Below are 26,898 nucleotides of genomic sequence, written 5' to 3'. Positions count from 1 at the left end.
ACGGCCGGCGAAGAAATTCAGCGGGTCAGCGGCAGAACCTGCCAGCGCCCGTCTTGCAGGATCAACTGGCGGTCGCAGTCCGCCTCGAACGCCGCGCTCAGCGGCTGCCCTGGCAGGGCCTGCACCACGCGCTGGCCGTCCTGACGCAACTGGCAGACCGCCTGCCACAATGCGGCGTCGCCATGATCGGGTGTCCAGATGCCGCCCGTGGGCAGCACGATCTCGGCACGCCCTAGGGTGACCAGGGTCTTCAGGTCGGTGGAGAAGCCGGTGGCAGGCCGTGCCCGCCCGAAGTCGGCACCGATGTCGTCGTAACGACCGCCCTGGGCGATGGACTGCCCGACCCCAGGGACGAAGACCGCGAAGACCACACCGGTGTGGTAGTGGTAACCGCGCAATTCGCCCAGGTCGAAATACAGCGGCAGCTCCGGGAACCGCGCCGCCAGGCGATCGGCGATCGACAGCAGGTCGTCGAGGGCCGCCAGCACGGTGGCCGGCGCGCGGCCCAGGCGGGTCCGCGCCTCGGTCAGCACCTCACGGCCCCCGCACAGCTCGGTCAGGGCGCGCAGCATGTTCGCCAGGTCCTGCGGCAGGTCGGCGGTCAAGGCGTGCACCTCGTCGCTGGCCTTGCGCTGCAGGGCATCGAACAACTGCTGTTCGGCTGCGCCCGACAGGCCAGCGGCGCGCGCCAGGCCGCGGTAGATGCCGACATGCCCGAGGTCCATGTGCACGTCCGGCACGTCGGCCAACTGCAACATGGCCAGCATCAGGCTGATGACTTCGACATCGCTGGTCGGGCTGGCATCGCCGTACAGCTCGGCGCCGAGCTGGATCGGGCTGCGCGAATTGGACAGCGCACGTGGCTGAGCATGCAGCACACTGCCGGCGTAGCACAGGCGGCTCGGGCCTTCGCGGCGCAGGGTGTGGGCATCGATACGCGCGACCTGCGGCGTGAAGTCGGCCCGGAAGCCCATCAGGCGGCCGGACTGCGGATCGACGACCTTGAAGGTACGCAGGTCCAGGTCCTGGCCGGCGCCGGTCAGCAGCGACTCGAGGTACTCGATGTGCGGCGTGACGACCAGCTCGTAACCCCAACTCTGGAACAGGTCCAACACCTGCCGACGCGCGATCTCGATACGCGCGGCCTCAGGCGGCAGTACTTCCTCGATGCCATCTGGCAGCAGCCAGCGGTCTACCGTTGCCATTACGCCATTTCCCCTTTGGTTCGGGCGGCCTGCCTGCCGGCGAGCCATGAGTGAAACGAAGGTCCGCGCCCAACGGCGGGCAGCACCCATCCCAGCGTAACCGCCGTGCGGACATCCTTGAATACGTTGCATCCGGGCCGATCCTCAGGCCAACGAACCTTGCAGACGCAAAAAAGCCGGGAATTTCCCGGCTGACTGATCATACACCCGTTTTCCGTCGGTATGCACCCCGCCTGGCATTTTAGCTGCCCGGCGGGGTTCATCGACCACCCTGGGTCAGGGTTTGCTTTTTTCCAGGAAGCGGAAGAACTCGTTCTTCGGATCCAGGACCAGCACGTCGCTCTTGCTGGAGAAGCTTTCGCGGTACGCCTGCAGGCTGCGGTAGAACGCATAGAACTCGGCGTCCTGGGTGAAGGCACCTGCGTAGATCGACGCGGCCTGCGCATCGCCGTCACCGCGGGTTTCCTCGGCTTCGCGATAGGCCTCGGCCAGCAGCACGCGGCGCTGACGATCGGCGTCGGCACGGATGCCTTCGGCCAGCTCGTTACCCTTGGCGCGGTGTTCACGTGCCTCGCGCTCACGCTCGGTGCTCATGCGGTCGAACACGCTGCGGTTGACTTCCTTCGGCAGGTCGATGGCCTTGACCCGCACGTCGACCACCTCGATGCCCAGCTCCTTGCTGGCCATGCGGTTGAGCGACGCGGTGATGTCCGCCATCAGCGCATCCCGTTCACCGGAGACCACTTCGTGCAGGGTGCGCTTGCCGAACTGGTCACGCAGGCCGCTCTCCAGACGACGCGACAGACGCTCGTCGGCGATCTGCTTGAGACCGGAGGTGGCGGTGTAGAAACGCTCGGCGTCCTTGACCTTCCACTTGGCGTAGGCATCGACCATCACGGCCTTCTTCTCCAGCGTCAGGAACCGCTGGGTCGGGGCGTCGAGGGTCATCAGCCGCGCGTCGAACTTGCGCACCTGGTTCACGTACGGCACCTTCACGTGCAGGCCAGGCTGCACGTCAGGCTGCACCACGCGGCCGAACTGCAGCAGGACCGCGCGTTCGGTCTGCGCCACGATGTAGAAACTGTTCCACGCCACGATGGCCAGCACCACGGCGGCAATCAGGGCGATCAGCGATTTGTTGCTCATCAGCGACTCTCCCTGGTACGTACCGACTGCTGTTGCTGCTGCTGGGCGTCGGTGTTCGCCCGATTGGCCGCCTCACTGTTCGACAGCGAGGTCGAGGCGCTCTGCGCAGGCGCATTGCGGCTCCCTTCGACCATCTTGTCCAGCGGCAGGTAGAGCAGGTTGTTCTGCCCTTCCTTGGTCGTGACCAGGACCTTGCTCGAGTTGCTGTACACCTCTTGCATGGTCTCCAGGTACAGGCGCTGACGGGTCACGTCAGGGGCCTTGCGGTACTCGGTGACCAGCTTGGTGAAGCGGTCGGCCTCACCCTTGGCGCGGGCGACCACCTCGTCCCGGTAACCGTTGGCGTCTTCGAGAATCCGCTGCGCCTGACCGCGCGCCTCGGGGATCACGCCATTGGCATAGGATTCGGCCTGGTTGCGTGCACGCTGCTCGTCTTCACGGGCACGGATCACGTCGTCGAAGGCCTCCTGCACTTCACGCGGGGCTGCCGCGCTCTGCACGTTCACCTGGGTGACTGTGATACCGGTACGGTAGGTGTCGAGAAAACGCTGCAGGCGCTCGCGGATGTCCACGGCCATCTGCTCACGGCCTTCGGTCAGCACCTGGTCCATCGCGGTGGAACCCACCACGTGGCGCAGGGCGCTGTCGGTCGCATGCTGGAGGCTGATTTCCGGCTGGTCGACGTTGAGCACGAAGTCCTTGAGGCTGCTGATCTTGTACTGCACGGTCAGTGGCACCTCGACGATGTTCTCGTCTTCGGTGAGCATCTGCCCCTGCTTGGTGTAGGCCCGTTCGCGCGTCACGTTTTCCATGTATTTGCGATCGATCGGCGGGAAGTAGATGTTCAGGCCTGGACCGACGGTTTCATGGTACTTGCCCAGGCGCAGCACGACGGCCTGCTCCTGTTCGTCCACGACGTACACGGCGCTGTACAGCCAGATGGCTGCGAGCACCGCCAGGCCGATGCCCAGCAGGCCGAAGCCGCCACCCTTGCCGACGCGCCTGTCCCCACCACCGCGTTTCTTGTTACCGCCGAACATGCCGTTCAGGCTGTCCTGCAGCTTGCGGAAGGCCTCGTCGAGATCCGGTGGCCCCTTCTTGTCGCCACCGCCGCCACCACGGCGACCGCCCCAGGGATCCTGATTGTTCGAGTTGCCACCCGGCTCGTTCCAAGCCATAGCGCTCTCCATCTGATAAAGCAAAGACGCGCCCACGGCGCGCCGTCCAATGCTACAGAATGCCTGTCACGGCTGCCCGGCGACGTGGTCGGGCATTTATTGCAAAGTGTGTTGCTCGAGAAACGCTTCCGGCTCCAAGCCGGCACGGCTGACCAGACGGTTGAGCTCGACCCGTGGCAGACGCACCGCCAGCAGGCTGCTGCCTTCTTCGTCGTGTTCTTCGCTCTGCACCGCACCCAGTTCGAAGAACTGCGCACGCAGGCGCGACAACGGCTGCTCCAGACGCAGGGTGCCGACAAACAGGTCATGCCCCAGCAACTCGGCGATCGCCTGGCCAACCAGCTCCAGGCCACGCCCGTCCCGCGCCGAGACCCACACCCGCTCCGGCTTGCCATCCGGGTCGCGCTGGATCTGCGGCTCGACATCTTCGAGCAGGTCGAGTTTGTTATACACCTCGAGGATCGGCAAGCCTTCGGCACCGATCTCGCCCAGTACCGCCAGCACCTGTTCGATCTGCTCCATGCGCTCGGGCTCATGGGCATCGATCACGTGCAGCAGCAGGTCGGAGTTGCTCGACTCTTCGAGCGTAGCGCGAAACGCCTCGACCAGCTTGTGCGGCAGGTGACGAATAAAGCCCACGGTGTCGGCGAGCACGATCGGCCCCAGGTCGTCCAGTTGCAGACGGCGCAAGGTCGGGTCGAGCGTGGCGAACAGCTGGTCGGCGGCGTAGACCTCGGACTGGGTCAGGGCATTGAACAGGGTCGACTTGCCGGCGTTGGTGTAGCCGACCAGCGACACCGACGGGATGTCGGCACGGCGGCGCCCGCGGCGGGCCTGTTCACGCTGGCTGCGGACCTTTTCCAGGCGCGCCTTGATCTGCCTCAGGCGAACCCGCAGCAGGCGGCGGTCGGTTTCCAGCTGGGTCTCGCCGGGGCCGCGCAGGCCGATACCGCCCTTCTGCCGCTCCAGGTGAGTCCAGCCACGCACCAGGCGCGTGCTCATGTGCTCGAGCTGGGCCAACTCGACCTGCAGCTTGCCTTCGTGCGTACGGGCGCGCTGGGCGAAGATGTCGAGAATCAGGCCTGTACGGTCGAGCACACGGCACTCGAACACGCGTTCGAGGTTGCGCTCCTGGCTGGGCGTGAGGGTGTGATTGAAGATGACCAGGTCGGCTTCCTGGGTCTTGACCAGGTCGCGCAGTTCCTCGACCTTGCCGCTGCCGATCAGGTACTTGGCCGTGGGCTGATGACGCGCCACGTTGGCGAGCGCGACGATGTCGGCGCCTGCCGACAGCGCCAGCTCCTGGAACTCCTGCGGGTCTTCGCGCGCCTCAGGGTTCTGACCTTCCAAGTGAACGAGCAGCGCCCGTTCACCACCACCGTGGCGCTCAAAGAACAAGGGAGACTCCTATCAAACGTTACCTGGCTCGGCGTCGCCGCCCTCGGAATCGGTAGGGCTAGGCAGGCGAACAGGACGGGCGGGCACGACCGTGGAGATGGCGTGCTTGTAGACCATCTGGCTGACGGTGTTCTTCAGCAGAACGACGAACTGGTCGAACGACTCGATCGAGCCTTGCAGCTTGATGCCGTTGACCAGGTAGATCGAGACCGGGACTTTTTCTTTTCTCAAGGTGTTCAAGTAAGGGTCTTGTAGCGAATGCCCTTTTGACATATGCCGCACTCCTGTAAGGATCAATAGTAAAAAAACGGTGATAAACGGTGGATTCATGCCGGTCACCGTAAGGATAGCCGGTATGTACAAGGACTCAGCCCAATATGGAGATGGTCCTGAGGTATTTCAAGGTGCGCGACAGGTTGTCATCGGCCAGGCTGTCCAGCCAATGCAGGTCAGGCCAGCTTCGCAGCCAGGTGAATTGCCGCTTGGCCAGTTGCCGGGTCGCGATCACGCCACGCTCCTGCATCTGCGCCGCGGTCAGTGTGCCATCGAGATGGTCCCAGACCTGCCGATAGCCCACTGCTCGTATAGACGGCAATCCGGCGTGCAAGTCACGTCTGTTTCGAAGTGCACGCACTTCCTCGACGAACCCTTGCTCCAGCATTTGGGCAAATCGTAACGCAATTCGTTCATGCAGGACGTGACGATTCGCCGGCGCGATCGCCAGGCTGGCGACGGTATAGGGCAGCGCCCCGTCATCACCGGCCTGCGCCGCCTGCTGCTGACGGGCCCGGTGGGCGGTCATGCTCTGCCCGCTGACGCGGTAGACCTCCAGGGCACGCACCAGCCGCTGCGGGTCGTTGGGGTGGATGCGCGCGGCCGACTCGGGGTCGACCTCGGCCAGCTGACGGTGCAGCTCGGCCAGACCGAGCGTGGCCATTTCGGCCTCGAGGTCGGCGCGTACCTGGGCATCGGCCGGCGGCATGTCCGCCAGCCCGTCGACCAGCGCCTTGTAGTAGAGCATGGTGCCACCGACCAGCAGCGGGATGCGCCCACGCGCGCTGATGTCGGCCATCGCCGCCAGGGCGTCGTGCCGGAATTCGGCAGCCGAGTAGCTGTGCGCCGGGTCGCGGATGTCGATCAGGCGATGTGGATGGGCTGCCAGCACGTCCTTGGACGGTTTGGCCGTGCCGATGTCCATGTCGCGGTAGATCAGCGCCGAGTCGACGCTGATCAGCTCGCACGGCAGGACCTGGGTCAGCGCGATGGCGAGATCGGTCTTGCCGGCCGCCGTGGGGCCCATCAGGAAGATTGCAGGGGGCTTGCCGCTCATGTCACCGACCGCGCAGGAAAAGTTTGTCGAGATCGTCCAGGCCCATCTGGGTCCAGGTCGGGCGCCCGTGGTTGCACTGGCCGCTGCGTTCGGTGGTTTCCATGTCCCGCAGCAGGGCGTTCATCTCCGGGATCGCCAGCCGCCGGTTGGCCCGCACTGCGCCATGGCAGGCCATGGTGCCGAGCAGTTCGTTGAGGTGCGCCTGGATCCGGTCGCTGGTGCCGTACTCCATGAGGTCGGCCAGCACGTCCTGCACCAGGCGGTTGGCCTCGGCCTGCTTGAGCAGCGCCGGGATCTGACGGATTGCCAGGCTTTCCGGGCCGAGCCGCTGCAGCTCGAAGCCCAGGCGTCGGAACCAGTCGGCGTGCTCTTCGGCGCAGTCGGCCTCACGCTGGCTCAGCGCCAACGACTCGGGCACCAGCAACGGCTGGCCGCTCAGGCCTTCGCTGGCCATGGCGACCTTCAGCCGTTCGTACATGATGCGCTCGTGGGCGGCGTGCATGTCGACCAGCACCAGGCCGGTGGCATTCTCGGCCAGGATGTAGATGCCCTTGAGCTGCGCCAGGGCGTACCCCAGGGGTGGAATGTCGCCCTGCGCTTCGGGCAGGCCGGCCGGCGCAGCGCCAGGCAGCGGCGAGAAGAACTCGCGGTAGACGGCCTGGGCTTCGGCCGCCGGCACCTGGGGCGCGGGACGTGGCGTATAGGCGTAGCCCTGACCCCCACCTGCGCCCCCGCCCGTGCTACTGCCGTAGCCGCTGCCGGTCGTCGACGCGGGTACGGCGGGCGCCGCGAAGGTCGGTTCCAGGGTCGAGGCGGCCAGGCGCATCTCACCCTGTGGGCCGAACACCCCTGCCTGCAACCCGGTCGGTACCGGCACGTCTTCAGTGGGCACGGCGGCGGCGGCGTGATCCTGGGGCCGTACGTCGGCCAGGGCGCGGTGCAGCGTGCCATAGAGAAAATCGTGCACCGTGCGCCCCTCACGGAAGCGGACCTCGTGCTTGGTCGGGTGCACGTTGACGTCGACCCCGGTCGGGTCGAGCTCCAGAAACAGCACGAAGGTCGGGTGCCGGCCGTTGAACAGCACGTCGCGGTAGGCCTGGCGCACGGCATGGGCGACCAGCTTGTCGCGCACGGCACGGCCGTTCACGAAGAAATACTGCAAGTCGGCCTGGCTGCGCGAGAACGTCGGCAGCCCGACCCAACCCCACAGGCGCAGGCCGTTGCGCTCGATCTCGATCGGCAGGGCCTGCTCCAGGAAGCCCGGGCCACAGATGGCCCCGACCCGCCTGGCACGCGCGACCTCATCGGGCGCTTCGTGCAGGCCGAGCACCACCTTGCCGTTGTGACGCAGGTGAAAGCCCACGTCGAAACGTGCCAGCGCCAGGCGCCGGATGACTTCCTGAAGGTGGTCGAACTCGGTCTTTTCGCTCTTGAGGAACTTGCGCCGCGCCGGTGTGTTGAAGAACAGGTCGCGCACCTCGACCGACGTGCCGACCGGGTGGGCAGCCGGCTGGACCCGGGGCGTCATGTCACGGCCTTCGGTCTCCACCTGCCAGGCTTCGCCGGCATCGGCGGTACGCGAGGTGAGGGTCAGGCGTGCCACCGAACTGATCGAGGCCAGCGCTTCGCCGCGAAACCCCAGGCTCAATACGCCTTCGAGGTCTTCCAGCTCGCGGATCTTGCTGGTGGCATGGCGCGCCAGGGCCATCGGCAGGTCGTCGGCCGCGATGCCCTGGCCGTCGTCGCGTACGCGCAGCAGCTTGACCCCGCCCTGCTCCACCTCGACGTCGATGCGCCGGGCGCCGGAGTCCAGGCTGTTTTCCAGCAGCTCCTTGATCACCGAGGCGGGACGTTCCACCACCTCGCCGGCCGCGATCTGGTTCGCCAGTCGCGGGCTGAGCAACTGGATACGTGCATCGCCCTTCATCATTGCGAGGCCAGCGTGGTGTTGGGGATGTTCAGTTGCTGACCGACCTTGAGCGCATCGGTCTTCAGCCCGTTGGCGCTGCGCAACCCTGCTTCGCTGACCTGATAGCGCACGGCGAGCATCGCCAGCGTCTCGCCTGGCCGCACGGTGTGCTCGCGCGGGCCCTGGGCGATCTTGCCGCTGTCACGCAACCAGGCGATGTAGGTGCCTGGCGGCGGGTTCTGCTGGAAGAACTGCTTCACGCCGCTGGTGATCGAGCGCGCCAGGGCCTGCTGATGGCTCGGGTTGGCCAGCTTGGCGGCTTCGTTGGCGTTGGAGATGAAGCCGGTTTCGACCAGGATCGACGGGATGTCCGGCGACTTGAGCACCATGAACCCGGCCTGTTCGACACGGCGCTTGTGCAGCGACGTGATGCGACCCATGTTGCCGAGCACCTTCTGCCCCACGTTCAGGCTGGAACTGAGGGTGGCGGTCATCGACAGATCGAGCAGCACCCCGGCGAGCATGCGGTCCTTGTCGTCGAGGCTGACATTGCCGGCACCGCCGATCAGGTCGGAGCGGTTTTCACTGTCGGCCAGCCAGCGCGCCGTCTCGGACGTGGCGCCGCGGTCGGACAGGGCGAACACCGAGGCCCCGAAGGCCGCCGTGGACGGCGCCGCGTCGGCATGGATGGAAATGAACAGGTCGGCGCCTTTCTTGCGCGCGATCTCGGTGCGCTTGCGCAGCGGGATGAAGTAGTCGCCGGTGCGGGTCAGCTCGGCCCGGTAGCCTTTTTCGGCGCTGACCTGGCGCTGCAGTTCCTTGGCGATCTGCAGGACGATGTCTTTCTCGTGCTGACCGCGCGACCCCGATGCGCCCGGGTCCTCACCGCCATGGCCGGCGTCGATGGCGACCACGATGTCGCGCTTGCCGCTCGGCGCAGGCGGCAACTTGAGCGTGGACTGCGTCGGTGCGGAGGGCACGGGCACCGGTGCCCGGGTGACGGTCGGCACCGGCACCGTGGCAGGCGCGATGGCCGGGGCAGGCGTGGGCGTACTGGCGGCGATCGCGTCGGCTTCGCTGTCGTACAGGTCGACCACCAGGCGATTGCCGTACTGGGCATTCGGCGCCAGGGTGAAGCTCTTGGGCGTCACGGCCTGCTTGAGGTCGATCACCACGCGCAGGTCGGTCGGCGTGCGCTGGGCCGAGCGCAGGCTGGTGATCGGGGTGTTGGAAGTGGCGACGTCGAGCGGCCCGCCGAGGGTCGCGCCATTGATGTCGATGACCAGACGATTCGGCGCGCTCAGGGTGAAGACGTTGTGCTGTACCGGGCCGGTCAGGTCGAACACCAGCCGCGTGTTGTCCGGCGCACGCCACAGGCGCACGCTCTTGACCTGTGTAGCGGCCAGCGCGTCGATGGTCACTGCCGTCAACAGCAGCCCAACCAGAGTGACCAGTGCGCGTAGGCGCATACCTTTCCCCATTTACTGTGTGAATTCGGCCGCCAGTGCACTGCACCAGGCATCGGCGCGCGCGCTTTGCGGCGTCAGGTGCAGCGAACGGCCGCTGCCCTGCGGGCGTATGGTAATGGTCAGGTCAGGCTTTGGCAAAATGCCCTCACCCTTGCCCGGCCACTCGAACAGGCATAGCGGGTCATCATCGAAATAATCGCGAATGCCCATGAATTCCAGCTCCTCCGGATCGGCCAGCCGATACAGATCGAAATGATAAGCACGGACCTCACCGATCTCATAAGGTTCGACCACGGTGAAGGTCGGGCTCTTGACCGCCCCCTCATGGCCCAGGCCGCGGATCAGGCCGCGGCAGAGCGTGGTCTTGCCCGCGCCCAGGTCGCCCTCGAGAAACAGGATGCCATGCCCGGCGGTCAGCCCGGCCAGGCGTGCGCCGAAGGCGACGGTCGCCTGCTCATCGGCCAGATACAAGGTTATGCCAGACACGCTGAGTGCTCCTCCAACAAGGTTCTGATGACCGGGATCAGGTCGCTGGCGGCCAGCCCGCGCCCCTGCTCACCCAGCCGTTCGCCGGCGCGGGCGTGCAGCCAGACACCGAGACAAGCCGCCGCCCAGGCGTCCAGCCCCTGCGCCACCAGGGCCGCGAGCACGCCCGTCAGGACATCGCCCAGCCCGGCACCGGCCATGGCCGGGTGCCCATGGTCGCAGCGCGCCAGCCGTCCGGTCGGGTCGGCCACCAGCGTCCCGGCGCCCTTGAGCACGCAGACCACCCCGTGCGTGCGCGCCAAGGCACGCGCCGCGCCTGGCCGGTCGGCCTGCACAGCCTGGGTGGACAAGCCCAGCAAGCGCGCAGCTTCGCCGGGGTGAGGCGTGATCAGGCTGCCCTCGGGCAACGTCATGGGGGTGCTGGCCAGCAGGTTGAGCGCATCGGCGTCCCAGACCTGCGGGACCCGTGCGGTGACCACCGTCGACAGCAAGCTGCGCCCCCAGGCCGCCTGCCCCAGACCTGGGCCGACCACGACCACCGAGGCGCGCTCGAGCACCGGCATGAGCTGATTGGCCGAGGCGACGCCCAGGCACATGGTCTCGGGAAGCCGGGTCAGGCCGGCACCGACGTGTTCGGGCCGGGTGGCGACGCTGACCAGACCGGCGCCGCAGCGCAGCGCCGCTTCGCCGCTGAGCAGGACCGACCCACCGGTCCCCAGGTCACCCCCGACGATCAGGGCATGCCCGAAGTCGCCCTTGTGGGCGCCTGGCGAGCGCGGCGCCAGGCCGGTGAGGTCCTTGCCACGGATCGGCTGGGGGTCGCTTTGGCTGTGTTTGGTCTGAGGCATAAGGTCAACGGCTCCGATGTCTGGCAGAATTATACGCACCTGAGCCTGTAATGCCTTGCCCATCCATGTCTGTCCACTCTCTCGATCTCGCCGCGTTGGCCCTGTCCGTCAAGGACTGGGGGCAAACGCTGGGCTTTTCTCACGTTGGCATCGCCGGTATCGACCTGGGCGAGCACGAACATCACCTGCGTCGCTGGCTGGAGGCCGGCCACCACGGCGACATGGACTACATGGGCGCGCATGGCAGCAAGCGGTCGTACCCGGCCGAGCTGGTGCCCGGTACGGTTCGGGTGATTTCCCTGCGCATGGATTACCTGCCGGGCGACACCGCCATGGCCCAGCGCCTGGCGCAGCCCGAAAAGGCCTACATCTCGCGCTATGCCCTGGGCCGCGACTACCACAAGCTGGTGCGCAAGCGCGTGCAGCACCTGGCCGAGCGCATTCAGGCCGAGATCGGACCCTTCGGCTTTCGCGCCTTCGTCGACAGCGCACCGGTGCTGGAAAAGGCCCTGGCCCAGCAGGCCGGCCTGGGCTGGATCGGCAAGAACACCCTGCTGCTCAACCGCAAGGCCGGCAGCTACTTCTTCCTCGCCGAGCTGTTCGTCGACCTGCCCCTGCCGGTGGACGAGGCCCAGGCCACCGAGCATTGCGGCCGCTGCCAGGCGTGCCTGGACATCTGCCCGACCCAGGCTTTCGTCGGCCCTTACCAGCTCGACGCGCGGCGCTGCATTTCCTACCTGACCATCGAATTGAAGACCGCCATCCCGGTGGAGCTGCGCCCACTCATCGGCAACCGCGTCTTCGGCTGCGACGACTGCCAGATCACCTGCCCGTGGAACCGCTTCGCCCGCCCGACCGGCGAGAGCGACTTCATGCCCCGCCACGGCCTGGAGAACGCCGACCTGGCAGCGTTGTTCCTGTGGGACGAAGCGACGTTCCTGAGCCGGACCGAAGGCTCGCCGCTGCGCCGCGCAGGGTACGAACGCTGGCTGCGCAACCTGGCAGTGGGCCTGGGCAACGCGCCGTCCACGATCCCCGTTCTGGAGGCGCTGCAGGCGCGCCGCGACCACCCGTCCGACCTGGTGCGCGAACATGTCGCCTGGGCGCTCGAGCGGCATGGGGTATAGCGATCAGAGGTCAGGCCGTTGCTCGCTCACGGCTGATCGTTGTAGTGGAACTTGGGCATCTCCCAGTGGAACCGGATCGCCAGCAAGCGGATCAGGAGCCCGCCGAACAAGGTCAGCAGCATGGACTGCTCCGGCGGCACCTCGAAGTGCACGCAGCCCAGGTAGAACCAGGCGGCCGCGAAGGACACGCTGGCGTACAGCTCACGCCGGAACACCAACGGGATATCGTTGCAGAAGATGTCGCGCAGAATGCCGCCGAACACGCCGGTGATCACCCCGCTGATCGAGGCGACCAGCAGGCCCTGCCCCATCTCCAGCGCCGTCATGCAGCCGATCAGGGTGAAGGCCACCAGACCCAGGGCGTCGAGCACCAGGAACAGCGAGCGCAAGTGACGCATCAGGGGTGCGATGAACACCGTCAGCAGCGCCGCGAAACTGGTCAGCACCAGGTATTCAGGGTGCTTCACCCATGTCAGGGGATAATGCCCGAGCAGCACATCGCGTACCGAACCACCGCCCAGCGCGGTGATGCAGGCGATCAGCACCACCCCGAACCAGTCCATCCCCCGTCGCCCTGCGGACAGGGCGCCGGTCATGGCTTCGGCGGTGATCGCGATCAGGTACAGCATCAGCAACATGACAGGCCTCCGACAAAAAGGCGCGCAGTCTACCTGATGGGCAGCGGCAAGCGGCAGCGCATTGACTGCACGCCGCGCGCATTTCGGTGGCAGGCGCTCTTGTGCCAACGCAGCTTCACGCCTGCTGACGGCTTCACGCCTTGATGAAGTGCTCACGGTAGTGGCGCAACTCGGCGATCGACTCGCGGATGTCGTCCAGCGCCAGGTGGGTGTTGCCCTTGCGGAACCCATCACGCACCGCCGGCGCCCAGCGCGCGGCCAGCTCCTTGAGGGTCGAGACGTCCAGGTTGCGGTAATGGAAGTGGTTTTCCAGCCCGCGCATGTGCCGGTACAGGAAGCGGCGGTCCTGGCAGATGCTGTTGCCGCAGATCGGCGATGCGCCCTTGGGTACCCATTGCTCCAGGAACGCCAAGGTCTGCGCCTCGGCCTCGGCCATGTCGATGCGGCTGTCGCGCACGCGCTGGGTCAGGCCCGAGGCGCCATGGGTGCGGGTGTTCCACTCGTCCATCCGTGCCAGCACCTCGTCGCTGTGGTGGATGGCGATCACCGGGCCTTCGGCCAAGGTATTGAGGTCGCTGTCGGTGACGATGGTGGCCATTTCGATGATGACGTCGCTGTCCGGGTCCAGCCCGGTCATTTCCAGGTCGATCCAGATCAGGTTCTGTGGGTTCTGCATGCTTGAGGCTCCTCGACTAGGCCGTCATGGTAGCCCAGTTGCGCCGCGCATGCGCCGCCCAAGCGTGCGCAATCGCAGGGGATGGGCGTGCTAGACTGCCAGCCGTTTATTTCTGCTCGCCAACACGGAACATTCATGGCCAAACGCCAGCTCAACCGTCGCCAGAACTGGCGCATCGAAAAAATCCAGGGCGAGCGCGCCGCACGTGCCGCCAAACGCGAACAGCAGGTGCTGCAGGAACTCGAAGGCGGCGACCTGGGCCCGGAGCGGCTAGGCCTGGTGATCGCGCATTTCGGCGTGCAGGTCGATGTCGAGGCCCAGGATGGCGAGGCGGCCGGCGAGCTTTTCCGCTGCCACCTGCGCGCCAACCTGCCGGCCCTGGTAACGGGCGATCGGGTGGTCTGGCGTGCCGGCAATCAGGGAATCGGCGTGATCGTTGCGCAGATGCCGCGCAGCACCGAGCTGTGCCGCCCGAACAATCACGGCCAGCTCAAGCCGGTGGCGGCGAACGTCGACCGCATCGTCATCGTCTTCGCCCCGGCGCCCGAACCGCAGGCCAACCTGATCGACCGCTACCTGGTGGCGGCCGAGCACGCCGGCATCCAGCCACTGCTGCTGCTCAACAAGGCCGACCTGATCGACGAGCACAACCGTACAGCGCTGGAAGCGTTGCTGGCGGTGTACCGCAGCCTGGACTACCCCTTGCTGGAAGTCTCCGCTCACGGTGGCGAAGGCATGCAGCGCCTGCAGGAAGCGCTGGACGGCTTCACCAGCGTGTTCGTCGGGCAGTCCGGCGTCGGCAAGTCCTCACTGGTCAACAGCCTGCTGCCGGCGGCGCGCACGCGAGTGGGCGACTTGTCCGACTGGTCCGGCCAGGGCACGCACACCACGACCACGGCACGGCTCTACCACTTCCCCAACGGTGGGGACCTGATCGATTCGCCGGGCATTCGTGAATTCGGCCTGATGCACGTGAGCCGCGACGACGTCGAGGCCGGCTTCATCGAGTTCCGCGACCTGCTGGGACGTTGCCGCTTCCGCGACTGCAAGCATGACCGCGAGCCGGGGTGTGCGTTGCTGGGAGCGTTGGAGGAGGGGCGGATTCAGCCGCAGCGGATGCACAGCTATCGATCGATCATCGCCAGCTTGCCGGAGGATGAATACTGAGGGCGAGCTGATGTGCGAGCGGCGTCGTGCTCATTGCGAGGGCTGAGCATGGGTGTGCTGCCAGGGCAGGTTGGCCTGACGATTGGAGGGGCTGACTTTATGGGCCCTGCGGGCCCAATCGCGGCCGATCCGGCGCCCCGGCAGGGGCCGCTCAGGATACCGCGATGGCCTGCTTCACCGCATTGGGTGTAGGAGCGGCCCCTGTGCCGCGATTGGGCCCGAGGGGCCCACAAGACCCTCAGCGCAGTCATGGCATGGATCAACGCGCAGAGAGACAGCTGTTCTCACATGACCTGCTTGCATGCAGGGGTGCGAGCAGAGTTCCTCACCCCTCCCTGGCTTCGTCCAGTTTCAGCGTGCCGTTGTCGAAGATGTTCAACTTCTGTCGCAGCTCGCGCGGCTGCATCGGCGCCGCGCTGCTCTGATCGGGCGCAGCGGCGCCAGGTGCCGCAGGTGCAGGTGTCGAACCCGTCGGCGCGGGTGTCGGCGCCGGGCTCGGTGCGGCTTCTGGCGTGGCCGGGGTGCTCTGCTCGCCTTCGATGTCGCGTTGCGCCTTCTTGGTCAGGACGATGATGTCGATGCGCCGGTTGACCGGGTTGTACGGGTCCTTGCGGTCGAACAGCGACGACGAGGCATAGCCCACCACCCGTGCCACCTGCTCATCCGGGTAGCCACCCACCACCAGCGCCCGGCGTGCCGCGTTGGCACGGTTGGCCGACAGCTCCCAGTTGCCGAACTCGCCGTTGCCGGCATAGGCCTTGGCGTCGGTGTGGCCGCTGACGCTGATCTTGTTCGGCACGCCCTTGATGGTGTCGGCCATGGCCAGCAGGATGTCCTCGAAGTACGGCTGCAACCGCGCGCTGCCCAACGCGAACATCGGCCGGTTCTCGGCATCCATGATCTGGATGCGCAGACCGTCTTGGGTGATCTCGAACAGGATCTGGTCCTTGAACTTCTGCAGCTCGGGATTCTGATCGACCTTGTTCTGCAGCTCCTGCAGCAGCAATTCCAACCGCTGGTGCTCGAGCTGCTCGGCCATGGTCTGCACCTGGTCCTGGTCCATGTCGAGGTTGTCGCGCTTGAGCGGCTCGGTCTGCTGCTCGGGGTTGATGGTCTTGTCCGGCGCCAGCTCCGGCGAGCCGCCCAGGTCGATGACATAGGGCGTGCCGCTCTCCGTGAACCCGATGGGGTCCTTGAAGTAGCCTGCGATGGAGAGCTTCTGCTCGGGCGTGGCCGTCGACAGCAGCCACAGCACCAGGAAGAACGCCATCATCGCCGTGGCGAAGTCGGCGAAGGCGATCTTCCAGGCGCCGCCATGGTGCCCACCGCCGAAGCGCTTGACGCGCTTGATGATGATCGGCTGATTGTTCTCCATGACTCAGCGACCGCGAACGGCTTGTTCCAGCTCGGCGAAGCTCGGGCGGTGCTTGGGGTACAGCACCTTGCGCCCGAACTCGACGGCCAGCGACGGCGGCATGCCGGAAGCGGACGCCACCAGGGACGCCTTGATCGCTTCGTACAGGTTCACCTCTTCCTTGGCGTCGTGGGCCAGGCAGGTGGCCAGCGGGCCGAAGAAGCCGTAGGCGGCCAGGATACCGAAGAAGGTCCCGACCAGTGCCGCGCCCACGTGCATGCCGATCGCCGCCTGGTCGCCGTCGCCCAGCGACGCCATGGTCACCACGATGCCCAGTACCGCCGCGACGATACCGAAGCCGGGCATGCCGTCGGCGACACCGGTCACCGCATGGGAGGGATGCTCGAGTTCCTCCTTGAGGCTCAGCAGTTCCATGTCGAACAGGCCCTCGAGCTCATGGGGGGCCATGTTGCCGGTCGACATGATCCGCAGGTAGTCGCAGATGTAGGCCGTCATGCGCTCATCGGCCAGCACCCCAGGGTACTTGGCGAAGATCGGGCTGGCGGCCGGGTCTTCGATGTCGGCTTCGACCGCCATCATGCCCTCGCGACGGCTCTTGTTGAGGATCTCGTAGACCAGCCCCAGCACGTCGAGGTAGAACGCATGGGTGAAGCGCGAGCCGAACATCTTCAGCGACTTCTTGATGACGTGCATGGTCATGTAGCCAGGATTGGCCTGGAGGAACGCCCCGAAGGCGGCCCCGCCGATGATCATGACCTCGAAAGGCTGGATCAATGCCGCGATCTTGCCGTGGGAAAGCACGTATCCGCCGAGCACACTCGCGAATACGACGATGATGCCGATAATTTTAGCCATGGTTCAAAGCACTTGCTGTCGTGGTCAGGGGGTGGGGCGGGCGCTTGAAAACGCTTCTTCTCTTTATCGGCAGAACTGCGCCAGACTATAGTCAGTCCAATCGAAAAGCCAGTTGAAGGCCGATGTCAGAATGCCAGATGACACCAAGGTGACCGCCACCAAGCCCCCCGCCACGCTCGATGCCTGGGTCAAGCTGCTGGACGGCGTACGCCTGCCGGTGCCCAAGACCAGCCATGACCGGGTGCTGTCGGCCATCAACGACAGCCGGCGCTCGCTGCGTGACATCGCCGACCTGATGCAGGGCAGCCCCGCGCTGGTGCTGAGCGTGATGCGCGAGGCCAACCATTCGGCCAACGCCAGCCAGGCGGAGCCGGCGGAAAGCCTGGAGATCGCGCTCAACCGCCTGGGCCTCGAACGCACGGCGCGCCTGCTTGCACGCCTGCCGGCGGTGGACGCCGATGCCATCCCGCCAGTGCTGCGTCAGTTCCAGATGATCAGCCAACACGCCAGCCAGCAGGCCAGCGGTCTGTTCGCCAGTCGCCTGGCGCGCCTGTGGCAGGAAATCCACTGGGGCAGCCTGCTGTTCCTTTCCCCCCTGTGGCCCTTGGCCGCCACCTACCCGGCGCTGCTCGATGCCTGGGAGCTGCGGGTGATCCACAAGGGTGAAGACGCCACGGCCGTCGAGCACGAGCTGTTCGGTGTGCGCATCATGGAGCTGTGCCAGGCCGTGGCCACCCACTGGCGCTTGCCGGAATGGGTCACCCAGGGCTATCGCCTGCTGCTTGAAGAGCGTGAGCAACTGGTGCAGGTGCTGAACATCGCCCGCGAACCCGAACCGTTGGTGCAGCAACAGCGGCTGGACGAGGAACCCGGCCTGCGCCGCTGGTTCAACCAGCCGGCCAATACGGTGTTGCTGGCCAACGGCCTGGCGCTGGCGGCGCAGGTGGGCTGGGACAACCCCCACTTGCTGCGCTGGCAACTGCTGACCAGCCTGTACCTGCAGACCACGCTGGACGACGTGCAGCAGCAGGTCCACCAACAGGCCGCCGCCAGTGCCCGCCGCCATGCGCGCAAGGCCCTGTTCCACCCGGCCGAAGCCCTGATCTGGCCCTGGGACCAGCGTCGGCCGCACCCGGACATGCTGACGCCCCCACCGCCGAGCGCCCAGGACATGCAGCAGTGGCGCCGGTTGTGCGGCGAGCTGCTGGCCCAACCCAGCCCCTTCACCAACCTCGTGCACCTGGCCACCCAGGCGCGCGAAGCCCTGCTGGTCAGCGGCATGCAGCGGGTCTTGCTGCTGGCGCTGGACCGGGTCAACCAGTGCTTGCGCGTGGTGCAGAGCGTCGGCTTGACGGCCGAGGCCATACGCCTGGAGCTGGCGCTCGACCAGAGTGCCGTCCTGCAGAAGCTTGCCGGCCAACCCGGCCAGCTGCGCCTCACGCCCGACAACCACTCGCGCCTGTCGAGCCTGCTGCCGCCGCCCCTGTGGGCCCTGTGGCGCAGTGAGCACCTGCTGATGCGCTCGCTGGCCGTCAATGGCCAGGTGGTGATGCTGATGATCGTCGACCAGCAGGGCCGCCCGTTGAGCGAGGTCAGCGTGGAAGCCTTCGGCAAGACGGCGCAGTGCATCGAGCGTGCGCTGACCACCTTCGGTAGCCGCAACGCCTGAGCCTTGCGCTACAATCGCCCCTTCAACTTCCCCGTGGAGACTGCGGATGACCGACTTTTCCGGCCTGCCCCTGGTAATCGAACCGGCTGACCTGCTGCCCCGGCTCGACGACCCTGCGCTGATCCTGGTCGACCTGACCAGCGCCGCCCGGTATGCCAGCGGTCACCTGCCCGGCGCCCGCTTCGTCGATCCCAAGCGCACGCAATTGGGCCAACTGCCGGCTCCGGGCCTGCTGCCTACCCAGACCGAACTGGAAAAGCTGTTCAGTGAGCTGGGGCACCGGGCGGACGCTGTCTATGTGGTGTACGACGACGAGGGCGGTGGCTGGGCCGGGCGGTTCATCTGGCTGCTGGACGTCATTGGCCACACGCAGTACCACTACCTCAACGGCGGTGTGCTCGGCTGGCCGAGCGACCGGCTCACCACCGAGGTCCCCACGCCGGCGACCGCTCCTGTGCACCTGCACCTCGATCCCGCCCCGACTGCCACGCGCGAGTACCTGCAAAGCCGCCTGGGCCAGCCGGACCTGGTGGTCTGGGACGCGCGTGCCCCGGCCGAGTACCGGGGCGAAAAAGTGCTCGCCGCCAAAGGCGGGCACGTACCCGGCGCAATCAACTTCGAATGGACCGCCGGCATGCAGCACGATGACCACCTGCGCCTGCGCACCGACCTGGCGTCGGTGCTCGCCGGCCTGGGCATCACGCCGGACAAGGAAATCATCACCCACTGCCAGTCTCACCATCGTTCGGGCTTCACCTACCTGGTGGCCAAGCACCTGGGTTACCCACGGGTCAAGGCGTATGCCGGCTCCTGGGGCGAATGGGGCAACCACCCGGACACGCCTGTCGACGTTTAAAGGAAACCTATGAAATCCCGATTGTTCATCCTCAGTCAGTACCTGCTGCCGCACCACCTGCTGTCGCGCCTGGCCGGCTGCGTCGCCGAGTGCCGCGTGCGCTGGTTCAAGAATGCCTTCACCGCCTGGTTCGCCAAGCGTTACCAGGTGGACATGTCCCAGGCGCTGGTCGAAGACCTGACCGCCTACGAGCATTTCAACGCCTTCTTCACCCGTGCGCTGAAAGCCGACGCCCGCCCGCTGGACCCGACGCCGGGCGGTATCCTGTGCCCGGCCGATGGCGCGGTCAGCCAGCTGGGGCCCATCGAGCACGGCCGGATCTTCCAGGCCAAGGGCCACAGCTACAGCGCCCAGGAGCTGCTGGGCGGCGATCCGGCGTTGGCGGCACCCTTCATGGGCGGGGAGTTCGCCACCATCTACCTGTCGCCGAAAGACTACCACCGCGTGCACATGCCGTTGGCAGGGACCCTGCGCGAGATGGTCTACGTGCCAGGCCGGCTGTTCTCGGTCAACCAGACCACGGCGGCGAACGTGCCGGAGCTGTTCGCCCGTAACGAGCGAGTGGTGTGCCTGTTCGACACCGAACGCGGGCCGATGGCCGTGGTGCTGGTGGGCGCGATGATCGTCGCCTCGGTCGAGACGGTCTGGGCAGGGCTGGTGACGCCGCCCAAGCGCGAGCTGAAGACGTTCCGCTACGACGAGGCCAGCCGCACGCCGATCCATCTGGAAAAGGGCGCGGAGCTGGGCCGCTTCAAGCTGGGTTCGACCGCCATCGTGCTGTTCGGCCCGCAGCAGGTGAAGTGGCAGGACCTGCTGGGCGCAGGCTCGGTGGTGAACATGGGCCAGTTGCTGGCGGTGCCTGCCGAGGCCTGAAGTCGGCTTCGCATGTGTGGCCTGACAAGCTCGGGCCACCTTCCCTGTCGAGGCCGGGCTCACCGGCCTCATCGCGAGCGGCCCGGTGCCCCGGCAGGGGCTACTCCTGCACCCGCCGCAGTGGTACAGGCAGCCGCAGTGCTCTGCGCAGAGTCCATGGTTTCTGCCAAGTGCCAATGTGGGCCCTGTGGGCCCAATCGCGGCACGGGGGCCGCTCCTACACCCACCGCAGTGGTACAGGCAATCGCGGTCCCAGGTGGGAGCGGCCCCAGTGCCGCGATGGGCCGCGGAGCGGCCCCGAATAGATCAGCCGGACAGGGCCGGCAGCCTTGTAGTGCGCCCAGCGCCTAGCGCGCCTTGCCGCCCGCCTCGCGGTCACGCAGGCCCAGCAGGTAAAGCACACCGTCCAGCCCCAGCGTCGAGATGGCATGGCGCGCCGACTGACGCACCAGGGGCTTGGCGCGGAAGGCCACGCCCAGTCCGGCCAGGGCCAGCATCGGCAGGTCATTGGCCCCGTCACCGACCGCGATGGTCTGTTCCAGGCTCAGCCCTTCCTTGTGGGCCAGCTCGGTCAGCAGGTCGGCCTTGCGCTGCGCATCGACGATCGGCTCCACGGCCACACCGGTCACCTTGCCGTCCACCACCTCCAGCTCGTTGGCGAACACGTAGTCGATGCCCAGGCGCGCCTGGACCTGCCTGGCGAAATACGAGAACCCGCCCGACAGGATGGCCGTCTTGTAACCCAGCCGCTTGAGTTCGGCGAACAGGGTCTCGGCGCCCTCGGTCAGGCGCAGCGAGGCGCCGATCTGGTCGAGCACGCCCACGTCCAGCCCCTTGAGCAAGGCCATGCGTTCCTTGAAGCTGGCGCGAAAGTCCAGCTCCCCGCGCATGGCTCGCTCGGTGATGGCCGCGACCTGTTCGCCTACGCCTGCGGCCTTGGCCAGCTCGTCGATCACCTCGGCCTCAATCAGCGTCGAGTCCATGTCGAAGACCGCCAGTCGGCGGTGGCGACGGAACAAATCATCGTTCTGGAAGGCCAGGTCGATGTCCAGCGCATCCGCCAGGCCCAGGAAGTCGGCACGCAGCGCCTGTGCATCGTCCGGGGTACCGCGCACGGTGATTTCGATGCAGGCCTTGCTCTTGTCCACCGGTGCATCCAGCGCCACGCGTGCGGACAGGCGTTCGATGCGCTCGATGGTCAGGCCGTGCCGGGAGATCGCCGCGCTCACCTGTTGCAACTGCTCGGGGCTGACCTTGCGGCTGAGCAGGGTCACGATGTGGCGCGCCTCGCGCTGCCCTTCCAGCCAGCGCTGGTAGTCCGTCTCGGAGACGGGAGTGTAGCGCGCCTGCAAGTGCAGCTCATGCGCCTTGGACTGGACCGCCTGCAACAGCGCCGAGGCGGCTTCGTTATCGGGAATGTCGACCAGGATGCCGAACGACAAGGTGCCATGCATCACGGCCAGGCCGATGTCGAGGACGCTCACGCCGCCCTGGAGCAGGACGCCGGTGATGGCCGCGGTAAGACCGGGACGGTCCTCACCGGTGATGTTGATCAGGACGATTTCGCGCAAGACCAGGCTCCAAAATGATGAAAAAGGCGCATTCTACCGATTTTCCGTGACAATCGGGCATGGCGGACGCTTTGCCGACAAAACTCCGCTCGCTATACTGCGCACCACTTTTCCGCCATAAAGAGCCGAGCTCTGTGAACCGGCCCACGCCCGTCAAGCCAGACAACTTCTTCGTGATGCTCTTCCGTGCCCTGCGCCAGCGTCGTCTCCCGCTGGTGCTGCGGATAGCCTTCAACAACCTTTTCCTGGTGGCCCTGGCCCTGGTGATCTACGCCTGCGTCATGGGGCTGCAGTTCAGGCAGGCGATGCACGAGCAGGCAGACGCGCTCGGTCAGAGCCTGATCACGCAGACCGCCACGTCGGCCACCGAGCTGCTGGTGGCCAACGACATCCTCAGCCTCAACGTGCTGCTCGGCAACCTGGCGAAGAACCCGCTGGTGGCCCACGCCGCCATCTACAGCGTGGACAACCGGATCCTCGCCGAAGCCGGGCAACGGCCCCGCAACGGTCTGCTCGGCGAGGCCAAGGGTGTGTACCAGACACGCATCACCTTCCAGGACGTGCCTGCCGGGCAACTGCGCATCAGCCTGGACATGGCGCAGTTCCAGCAACCGATGCTGATCAGTCTGCAAAGCATGGGTGTGCTCGCCGCGATCCTGGCGGTGCTGTGCCTGGTCCTCAGCCTTCGCACGGGGCGTTCGATCACCACGCCCCTGCTGCAGTTGCGGGTCTGGCTGCGTGAGCCGCACCCCTACACGCCGGCCACCGATCGTCAGGATGAGATTGGCGACATCGCGCGTCAGCTGCATGCGCGCCTGGCGCCACCACCACCGCCCGAGCCTGAAATCGACGAGCAGGACGAGGTGTACGACGACGAGCACGATGACGAGACGTTCGTCGAAGTGCCACCGGCGACCCAGCCGACCGCGCGGGCCGTGCGCCCGGCACCTGTCCCGCTGACCGCGAGCGATGACGAACACGATGACGAGGCCTTCGCCGACCTGGTGATCGACCAGCCTGCTCCGGCCGGCGCGCCGCAACCTGTCCCGGCAGTCAAGGCCGAGCCGCAGACCAGCGCGGTGCTGGCCGTGCAGCTGGGCTCCCAGGACCAGTTGCGCCGCTTGCCACGCACCCGCCTGAACGAGCTTCAGGAGCGCTACCGCGACTGCCTGGAGCAGGCCGCCTCACTGTACGAAGGCACCATGTACACCCTGAACGACGGCAGCACCTTGCTGCTGTTCAACAGCGGCGACAGCGGTGAGGACTACCTGACCAATGCCATCTGCTGCGGCGAGCTGCTGCGCGCCCTGGGCCATGCCTTGCAGATCGAAGTCGCGGACAGCGGCATCACCTTGCAGCTGCAGCTGGGCCTGATGCTGGGCCAGGACCTGCACGGCCTGAGCCAGGTCGACCTGCTGTTGACCGAGAAGGCCCAGGGTGCCCTGGCGCTGTCCCAGCACAGCCGCAACCTGCTGCTGGTCGAACGCAGCGTGGGCGAGGATGCCTTGATTCGCCAGCGCGCGCGCATCCGCCCGATCGCCAGCCCGGAAGGCGCCAGCTGCGTCGAGCGGCTGATGGAGCCCTACCCTTCCATGCTCGAGCGCCAGCTGGCGCGGATGCACGAGCGTCGCGGGCAGTGAAAGCAAAGGTGGTCGAATGACCACCTTTTTCGTTGCGCACTGAGCCTTCAGTGACGCTTTCGCTAAGCGCGCTTTATGTCACTGGCGGATTGCGTGGGAGTGATGTTGTGGGTCCTGCGGACCCAATCGCGGCACGGGGGCCGCTCCCACATGGACTGTGATTACCTGCACCACTGCGGTGGGTGTAGGAGCGGCCCCTGTGCCGCGATTGGGCCCGTAGGGCCCACATTCTCGCTTGGCAGAAACCACAGAATCTTCCACATGGACCGTGATGGCCTGTACCACTGCGGTGGTGTAGGCGCGGCCCCTGTGCCGCGATCGGCCGCAGGCCCGCAATCCCTCAGAACCGATAGACTTCCAGGTCGGTACGAATCGGCGTGGCCATCGGGATCTTCGGCTTCTGGGCATCCTTGCGCACCTGGGTAGGTGCGGCAGGCTTCTTCGTCGCCTCTTCGGCGATCGCCGGTTGATTGGCCAGCGGCTTGACCGCCACGCTCAACTGCTCGGCCAGCTTCTGCAACAGCTGCCCTTGCGCCTGCACCTGGGCGGCTTCGCTCCCTTCGTGCGGTTGTTCGAGGTGGACGATGCGGTTGTCACGCACCTTGCCGCGCCGGTCGAGCAGACGCCACTGCGCGTCCAGAACCGCCGGCTGCCCGACGCCCGAATCGAGCCGGGTGATCGAGAGCAGCACCTGCACGTCCGGGCTGAACCCGGCGGTGGCCGGGGCCAGCACCACGCGCTGGCTGTCCAGACGCCAGGCCAGTTGGCGCACCAGCAATTGATCGATGTCCGATGACAGGCTGCCCGCCCAGCGTCCACCGGTCGCGCCGGTCAGGCTACCGTCGGCCTGGCGCTGCAACAGGGTTTCGCGTTGCAGGTAGTCGGCGACCGACACCGGGCCGAGCACCACGGCCAGGCCCGCGTGCTGGGACGGCTGGCCAGGGTCCCCGCTGTCGAGCTGATACAGGGCCGTCGGCTGATGGACGCTGCAGCCGGCCAAGCCCAATACGCCAGTCATCAGCCACACAAATGGAAGGCGCAGAACGTTCATTCATCCCATCCAGGCGGCCGCCGTGGCGGCGGACCGCAGTGATACGTGTCAAGTTCGGTAGAGGCGCGCAGCCGCGCTGGCGCCAAGAGGCGCCTATCATCCGCGAAATGCCGGGGCAACTCCAGCCTTTCTGCCGGAGCGTCGCCTGGGCGAACGTCCCGGCGGGTTACAGGCTCAGTCCACCGTCAAGGCGTCGACACGCTGGAAGCCACGTGGCAGTTTGTTGCCTCGACGCCCCCGTTCGCCCTTGTAGTGGTCAAGGTCGGCGCCCTTGAGCGACAAGGTACGCTTGCCGGCACTGAGCACCAGGGTCGCGCCCTCGGCGAGCACGGCCAGGTCGGTCACGTACTCCTCGCGACTGGCCACGCGCTCGCCCGGGATGCCGATGATCTTGTTGCCTTTGCCCTTGCCCAGTTGCGGCAGGTCGGCCACCTTGAACACCAGCAGGCGACCTTCGGTGGTCACCGCCGCGAGCCAGTCCTGCTCGCGATTGGGCACCGGGCGCGGGCTGATCACCTTGGCGCCTGCCGGCAGGCTGAGCAGCCCCTTGCCGGCCTTGTTCTTGGTCTGCAAGTCCTCGCCCTTGACCACGAAGCCATAGCCCGCGTCCGAGGCCACCACGTACAGGGCTTCATCCTCCGGCAGCAGCAGGCATTCGAAGCTGGCACCCGGTGGCGGGGTGAGACGCCCGGTCAAGGGCTCGCCCTGGCCGCGCGCCGAAGGCAGCGTATGCGCGGCCACCGAGTAGCTGCGTCCGGTGGAATCGATGAACACGGCCGACTGGTTCGAGCGCCCGGGGGCCGCGGCCTTGAAGCCGTCCCCGGCCTTGTACGACAGGCCGGTGGCATCGATGTCGTGGCCCTTGGCGCAGCGCACCCAGCCCTTTTCCGAAAGCACCACGGTCACCGGCTCGGTCGGCATCAGTTCGTTTTCCGACAATGCCTTGGCCTCTGCGCGCGCGACGATCGGCGAGCGACGGTCGTCGCCGTAGGTCTGGGCATCCTTGATCAGCTCGCTGCGCACCAGCTTCTTGAGCTTGGCTTCGCTGCCCAGCAGGCCCTGAAGCTTGGCCTGCTCCTTGAGCAGCTCGTCCTGTTCGCCGCGGATCTTCATCTCTTCCAGGCGTGCCAGTTGGCGCAGGCGCGTCTCGAGGATGTAGTCGGCCTGGGTCTCGCTCAGGCCGAAGCGGGCGATCAACGCCTGCTTGGGGTGATCCTCGGTGCGGATGATGTGGATCACGTCGTCCAGGTTGAGGAAGGCGGTGAGCAGCCCCTCGAGCAGGTGCAGACGCTTCTCGACCTTGTCCAGGCGGAACTGCAGGCGACGACGCACGGTGTTGACGCGGTACTGCAACCACTCCTGCAACAGCGCACGCAGGTTCTTCAACTGCGGACGACCGTCCAGGCCGATGATGTTGACGTTGACCCGGTAGGTGCTTTCCAGGTCGGTGGTGGCGAACAGGTGCTGCATCAGCTCCTGGGCATCGACCCGGTTGGAGCGCGGGATGATGACGATGCGGCACGGGTTCTCATGGTCGGACTCATCGCGCAGGTCGGCGACCATCGGCAGCTTCTTGGCCTGCATCTGCGCGGCGATCTGTTCGAGCACCTTGGCGCCGGAGACCTGGTGCGGCAGGGCGGTGACGACGATGTCGCCCTCCTCGACCCGGTACACCGCACGCATGCGGATCGAGCCACGGCCACTCTCGTAGAGCTTGAGCAGCTCGGCCCGTGGCGTGATGATCTCCGCCTCGGTGGGGTAGTCCGGCCCCTGGATGTGCTCGCACAACTGCTCGACCGTCGCCTTCGGTTCGTCCAGCAGCCGCACGCAGGCGGCGGCCACTTCGCGCAGGTTGTGCGGCGGCACGTCGGTGGCCATGCCGACCGCGATGCCGGTGGTGCCGTTGAGCAGGATGTTGGGCAGGCGCGCCGGCAGTACCGACGGCTCCTGCAGGGTGCCGTCGAAGTTCGGCACCCAGTCCACGGTGCCCTGGCCGACCTCGTCGAGCAGCACTTCGGAATAGCGCGACAGGCGCGCTTCCGTGTAGCGCATGGCGGCGAACGACTTGGGATCGTCCGGCGCGCCCCAGTTGCCCTGGCCATCGACCAGCGTGTAGCGGTAGCTGAAGGGCTGAGCCATCAGCACCATGGCTTCGTAGCAAGCCGAATCCCCGTGCGGGTGGAACTTGCCGAGCACGTCGCCGACAGTGCGCGCGGACTTCTTGTGCTTGGCGTCGGCATCCAGGCCCAGTTCGCTCATGGCATAGACGATGCGCCGTTGCACGGGCTTCAAGCCATCGCCGATGTGCGGCAGGGCACGGTCCATGATCACGTACATGGAGTAGTTGAGGTAGGCCTGTTCGGTGAAGTCAGCCAGGGAGCGGCGTTCGACGCCGTCGAGACTGAGTTCCAGGGAGTCGCTCATGCGGGCC

General features: G+C 66.6%; 23 protein-coding genes. 6 read left to right on the top strand and 17 right to left on the bottom strand.

All coding sequences use genetic code 11. From position 1 onward, the window contains the following. Positions 1-17: 17 nt before the first annotated feature. From G7Z99_RS13490 to G7Z99_RS13445, 10 genes are all read right to left on the bottom strand, one after another. On the bottom strand, positions 18-1,205 hold the full coding sequence (locus tag G7Z99_RS13490) for an ATP phosphoribosyltransferase regulatory subunit (protein ID WP_181094583.1): 1,188 nt from the start codon (positions 1,203-1,205) through the stop codon (positions 18-20). Between the two features lie 276 nt (positions 1,206-1,481). Further along, positions 1,482-2,351: a protease modulator HflC gene (hflC, locus tag G7Z99_RS13485; RefSeq protein ID WP_181094582.1), complete on the bottom strand. Its 870-nt coding sequence runs from the start codon at positions 2,349-2,351 to the stop codon at positions 1,482-1,484. Further along, the gene (gene hflK, locus G7Z99_RS13480) at positions 2,351-3,529 is read right to left on the bottom strand and encodes an FtsH protease activity modulator HflK (protein ID WP_181094580.1); all 1,179 of its coding nucleotides are present in this window, start codon (positions 3,527-3,529) and stop codon (positions 2,351-2,353) included. Before hflK ends, hflC begins: the two co-directional genes overlap by 1 nt. 96 nt (positions 3,530-3,625) lie before the next feature. Further along, complete coding sequence (hflX, locus tag G7Z99_RS13475; protein ID WP_181094578.1) at positions 3,626-4,927, bottom strand: ribosome rescue GTPase HflX; 1,302 nt, start codon at positions 4,925-4,927, stop codon at positions 3,626-3,628. A 12-nt stretch (positions 4,928-4,939) separates the two neighbouring features. Beyond that, the gene (gene hfq, locus G7Z99_RS13470; protein WP_060395122.1) at positions 4,940-5,200 is read right to left on the bottom strand and encodes an RNA chaperone Hfq; all 261 of its coding nucleotides are present in this window, start codon (positions 5,198-5,200) and stop codon (positions 4,940-4,942) included. A gap of 94 nt (positions 5,201-5,294) precedes the next feature. Continuing rightward, a complete protein-coding gene (gene miaA, locus G7Z99_RS13465; RefSeq protein WP_181094576.1) occupies positions 5,295-6,257 on the bottom strand; it encodes a tRNA (adenosine(37)-N6)-dimethylallyltransferase MiaA in 963 nt (320 codons plus the stop codon). Between the two features lies 1 nt (position 6,258). After that, the gene (gene mutL, locus G7Z99_RS13460; RefSeq protein ID WP_181094648.1) at positions 6,259-8,184 is read right to left on the bottom strand and encodes a DNA mismatch repair endonuclease MutL; all 1,926 of its coding nucleotides are present in this window, start codon (positions 8,182-8,184) and stop codon (positions 6,259-6,261) included. After that, entirely contained in the window at positions 8,184-9,647 is a 1,464-nt protein-coding gene (locus tag G7Z99_RS13455; protein ID WP_219854208.1) for an N-acetylmuramoyl-L-alanine amidase, read from the bottom strand. The genes mutL and G7Z99_RS13455 overlap by 1 nt, the downstream gene beginning before the upstream one ends. Next, positions 9,648-10,121 (bottom strand): tRNA (adenosine(37)-N6)-threonylcarbamoyltransferase complex ATPase subunit type 1 TsaE, encoded by a 474-nt coding sequence (gene tsaE / locus G7Z99_RS13450; RefSeq protein WP_181094572.1) that lies wholly within the window; start codon positions 10,119-10,121, stop codon positions 9,648-9,650. Further along, positions 10,109-10,969, bottom strand: coding sequence for an NAD(P)H-hydrate dehydratase (locus tag G7Z99_RS13445; protein WP_375139157.1), 861 nt, complete (start codon positions 10,967-10,969; stop codon positions 10,109-10,111). Before G7Z99_RS13445 ends, tsaE begins: the two co-directional genes overlap by 13 nt. Before the next feature lie 50 nt (positions 10,970-11,019). Between G7Z99_RS13445 and queG the strand changes: the two genes are divergently transcribed. Continuing rightward, a complete protein-coding gene (queG, locus tag G7Z99_RS13440; protein ID WP_375139156.1) occupies positions 11,020-12,096 on the top strand; it encodes a tRNA epoxyqueuosine(34) reductase QueG in 1,077 nt (358 codons plus the stop codon). A 26-nt stretch (positions 12,097-12,122) separates the two neighbouring features. On the opposite strand, the gene G7Z99_RS13435 is transcribed toward queG, so the two are convergent. Together G7Z99_RS13435 and orn are read right to left on the bottom strand one after the other, a co-directional pair. After that, positions 12,123-12,734, bottom strand: a complete 612-nt coding sequence (locus tag G7Z99_RS13435) for a trimeric intracellular cation channel family protein (RefSeq protein WP_181094566.1) — start codon at positions 12,732-12,734, stop codon at positions 12,123-12,125. Positions 12,735-12,867: 133 nt separating this feature from the next. After that, positions 12,868-13,410: an oligoribonuclease gene (gene orn, locus G7Z99_RS13430; protein WP_181094564.1), complete on the bottom strand. Its 543-nt coding sequence runs from the start codon at positions 13,408-13,410 to the stop codon at positions 12,868-12,870. Positions 13,411-13,545: 135 nt separating this feature from the next. On the opposite strand from orn, the gene rsgA reads away from it, so the two are divergent. Next, the gene (gene rsgA / locus G7Z99_RS13425; protein ID WP_181094562.1) at positions 13,546-14,577 is read left to right on the top strand and encodes a small ribosomal subunit biogenesis GTPase RsgA; all 1,032 of its coding nucleotides are present in this window, start codon (positions 13,546-13,548) and stop codon (positions 14,575-14,577) included. A gap of 325 nt (positions 14,578-14,902) precedes the next feature. On the opposite strand, the gene motB is transcribed toward rsgA, so the two are convergent. Beyond that, the gene (motB, locus tag G7Z99_RS13420) at positions 14,903-15,952 is read right to left on the bottom strand and encodes a flagellar motor protein MotB (RefSeq protein ID WP_181094560.1); all 1,050 of its coding nucleotides are present in this window, start codon (positions 15,950-15,952) and stop codon (positions 14,903-14,905) included. A 3-nt stretch (positions 15,953-15,955) separates the two neighbouring features. After that, positions 15,956-16,807 (bottom strand): flagellar motor stator protein MotA, encoded by an 852-nt coding sequence (motA, locus tag G7Z99_RS13415; protein WP_060395133.1) that lies wholly within the window; start codon positions 16,805-16,807, stop codon positions 15,956-15,958. A 130-nt stretch (positions 16,808-16,937) separates the two neighbouring features. Here motA and G7Z99_RS13410 point away from each other — a divergent pair, with 130 nt between their 5' ends. Genes G7Z99_RS13410 through asd form a run of 3 tightly spaced genes read left to right on the top strand, consistent with a single transcriptional unit; the run spans position 16,938 to position 20,205 of the window. Then, a complete protein-coding gene (locus tag G7Z99_RS13410) occupies positions 16,938-18,476 on the top strand; it encodes an HDOD domain-containing protein (protein ID WP_181094558.1) in 1,539 nt (512 codons plus the stop codon). A 46-nt stretch (positions 18,477-18,522) separates the two neighbouring features. Beyond that, positions 18,523-19,332 (top strand): rhodanese-like domain-containing protein, encoded by an 810-nt coding sequence (locus G7Z99_RS19895; RefSeq protein ID WP_258197034.1) that lies wholly within the window; start codon positions 18,523-18,525, stop codon positions 19,330-19,332. A 9-nt stretch (positions 19,333-19,341) separates the two neighbouring features. After that, positions 19,342-20,205 (top strand): archaetidylserine decarboxylase, encoded by an 864-nt coding sequence (gene asd / locus G7Z99_RS19890; protein WP_258197033.1) that lies wholly within the window; start codon positions 19,342-19,344, stop codon positions 20,203-20,205. 347 nt (positions 20,206-20,552) lie between these two features. On the opposite strand, the gene serB is transcribed toward asd, so the two are convergent. Beyond that, complete coding sequence (serB, locus tag G7Z99_RS13400; RefSeq protein ID WP_181094556.1) at positions 20,553-21,776, bottom strand: phosphoserine phosphatase SerB; 1,224 nt, start codon at positions 21,774-21,776, stop codon at positions 20,553-20,555. 134 nt (positions 21,777-21,910) lie between these two features. On the opposite strand from serB, the gene G7Z99_RS13395 reads away from it, so the two are divergent. Next, positions 21,911-23,416 carry an AhpA/YtjB family protein gene (locus tag G7Z99_RS13395; RefSeq protein ID WP_181094554.1) on the top strand — a complete coding sequence of 502 codons (1,506 nt, stop codon included), beginning with the start codon at positions 21,911-21,913 and terminating at the stop codon, positions 23,414-23,416. Positions 23,417-23,756: 340 nt separating this feature from the next. Here G7Z99_RS13395 and G7Z99_RS13390 read toward each other — a convergent pair whose 3' ends face one another. Continuing rightward, complete coding sequence (locus tag G7Z99_RS13390; protein WP_181094552.1) at positions 23,757-24,467, bottom strand: PqiC family protein; 711 nt, start codon at positions 24,465-24,467, stop codon at positions 23,757-23,759. 174 nt (positions 24,468-24,641) lie between these two features. Then, positions 24,642-26,891, bottom strand: coding sequence for a DNA topoisomerase IV subunit A (gene parC, locus G7Z99_RS13385; protein ID WP_181094550.1), 2,250 nt, complete (start codon positions 26,889-26,891; stop codon positions 24,642-24,644). Between the last annotated feature and the right edge of the window lie 7 nt (positions 26,892-26,898).

The organism is Pseudomonas entomophila (genome assembly GCF_013523165.1).
GTDB classification, from domain to species: Bacteria; Pseudomonadota; Gammaproteobacteria; order Pseudomonadales; family Pseudomonadaceae; genus Aquipseudomonas; species Aquipseudomonas entomophila_A.
The sequence above is the reverse complement of the archived record's forward strand: the minus strand, read 5'-3'. Positions and strand labels throughout refer to the sequence as shown.

Bases quoted from the DNA above. Each gene is read 5' to 3' on its own strand.
- mutL (WP_181094648.1), bottom strand. From the start codon at position 8,184: ATGAAGGGCGATGCACGTATCCAGTTGCTCAGCCCGCGACTGGCGAAC.
- hfq (WP_060395122.1), bottom strand. From the start codon at position 5,200: ATGTCAAAAGGGCATTCGCTACAAGACCCTTACTTGAACACCTTGAGA.
- hflK (WP_181094580.1), bottom strand. From the start codon at position 3,529: ATGGCTTGGAACGAGCCGGGTGGCAACTCGAACAATCAGGATCCCTGG.
- G7Z99_RS13455 (WP_219854208.1), bottom strand. From the start codon at position 9,647: ATGGGGAAAGGTATGCGCCTACGCGCACTGGTCACTCTGGTTGGGCTG.
- hflC (WP_181094582.1), bottom strand. From the start codon at position 2,351: ATGAGCAACAAATCGCTGATCGCCCTGATTGCCGCCGTGGTGCTGGCC.
- asd (WP_258197033.1), top strand. From the start codon at position 19,342: ATGAAATCCCGATTGTTCATCCTCAGTCAGTACCTGCTGCCGCACCAC.
- G7Z99_RS13490 (WP_181094583.1), bottom strand. From the start codon at position 1,205: ATGGCAACGGTAGACCGCTGGCTGCTGCCAGATGGCATCGAGGAAGTA.
- G7Z99_RS13445 (WP_375139157.1), bottom strand. From the start codon at position 10,969: ATGCCTCAGACCAAACACAGCCAAAGCGACCCCCAGCCGATCCGTGGC.
- miaA (WP_181094576.1), bottom strand. From the start codon at position 6,257: ATGAGCGGCAAGCCCCCTGCAATCTTCCTGATGGGCCCCACGGCGGCC.
- motB (WP_181094560.1), bottom strand. From the start codon at position 15,952: ATGGAGAACAATCAGCCGATCATCATCAAGCGCGTCAAGCGCTTCGGC.
- parC (WP_181094550.1), bottom strand. From the start codon at position 26,891: ATGAGCGACTCCCTGGAACTCAGTCTCGACGGCGTCGAACGCCGCTCC.
- motA (WP_060395133.1), bottom strand. From the start codon at position 16,807: ATGGCTAAAATTATCGGCATCATCGTCGTATTCGCGAGTGTGCTCGGC.
- rsgA (WP_181094562.1), top strand. From the start codon at position 13,546: ATGGCCAAACGCCAGCTCAACCGTCGCCAGAACTGGCGCATCGAAAAA.
- G7Z99_RS13390 (WP_181094552.1), bottom strand. From the start codon at position 24,467: ATGAACGTTCTGCGCCTTCCATTTGTGTGGCTGATGACTGGCGTATTG.
- G7Z99_RS13410 (WP_181094558.1), top strand. From the start codon at position 16,938: ATGCCAGATGACACCAAGGTGACCGCCACCAAGCCCCCCGCCACGCTC.
- orn (WP_181094564.1), bottom strand. From the start codon at position 13,410: ATGCAGAACCCACAGAACCTGATCTGGATCGACCTGGAAATGACCGGG.
- G7Z99_RS19895 (WP_258197034.1), top strand. From the start codon at position 18,523: ATGACCGACTTTTCCGGCCTGCCCCTGGTAATCGAACCGGCTGACCTG.
- G7Z99_RS13435 (WP_181094566.1), bottom strand. From the start codon at position 12,734: ATGTTGCTGATGCTGTACCTGATCGCGATCACCGCCGAAGCCATGACC.
- queG (WP_375139156.1), top strand. From the start codon at position 11,020: ATGCCTTGCCCATCCATGTCTGTCCACTCTCTCGATCTCGCCGCGTTG.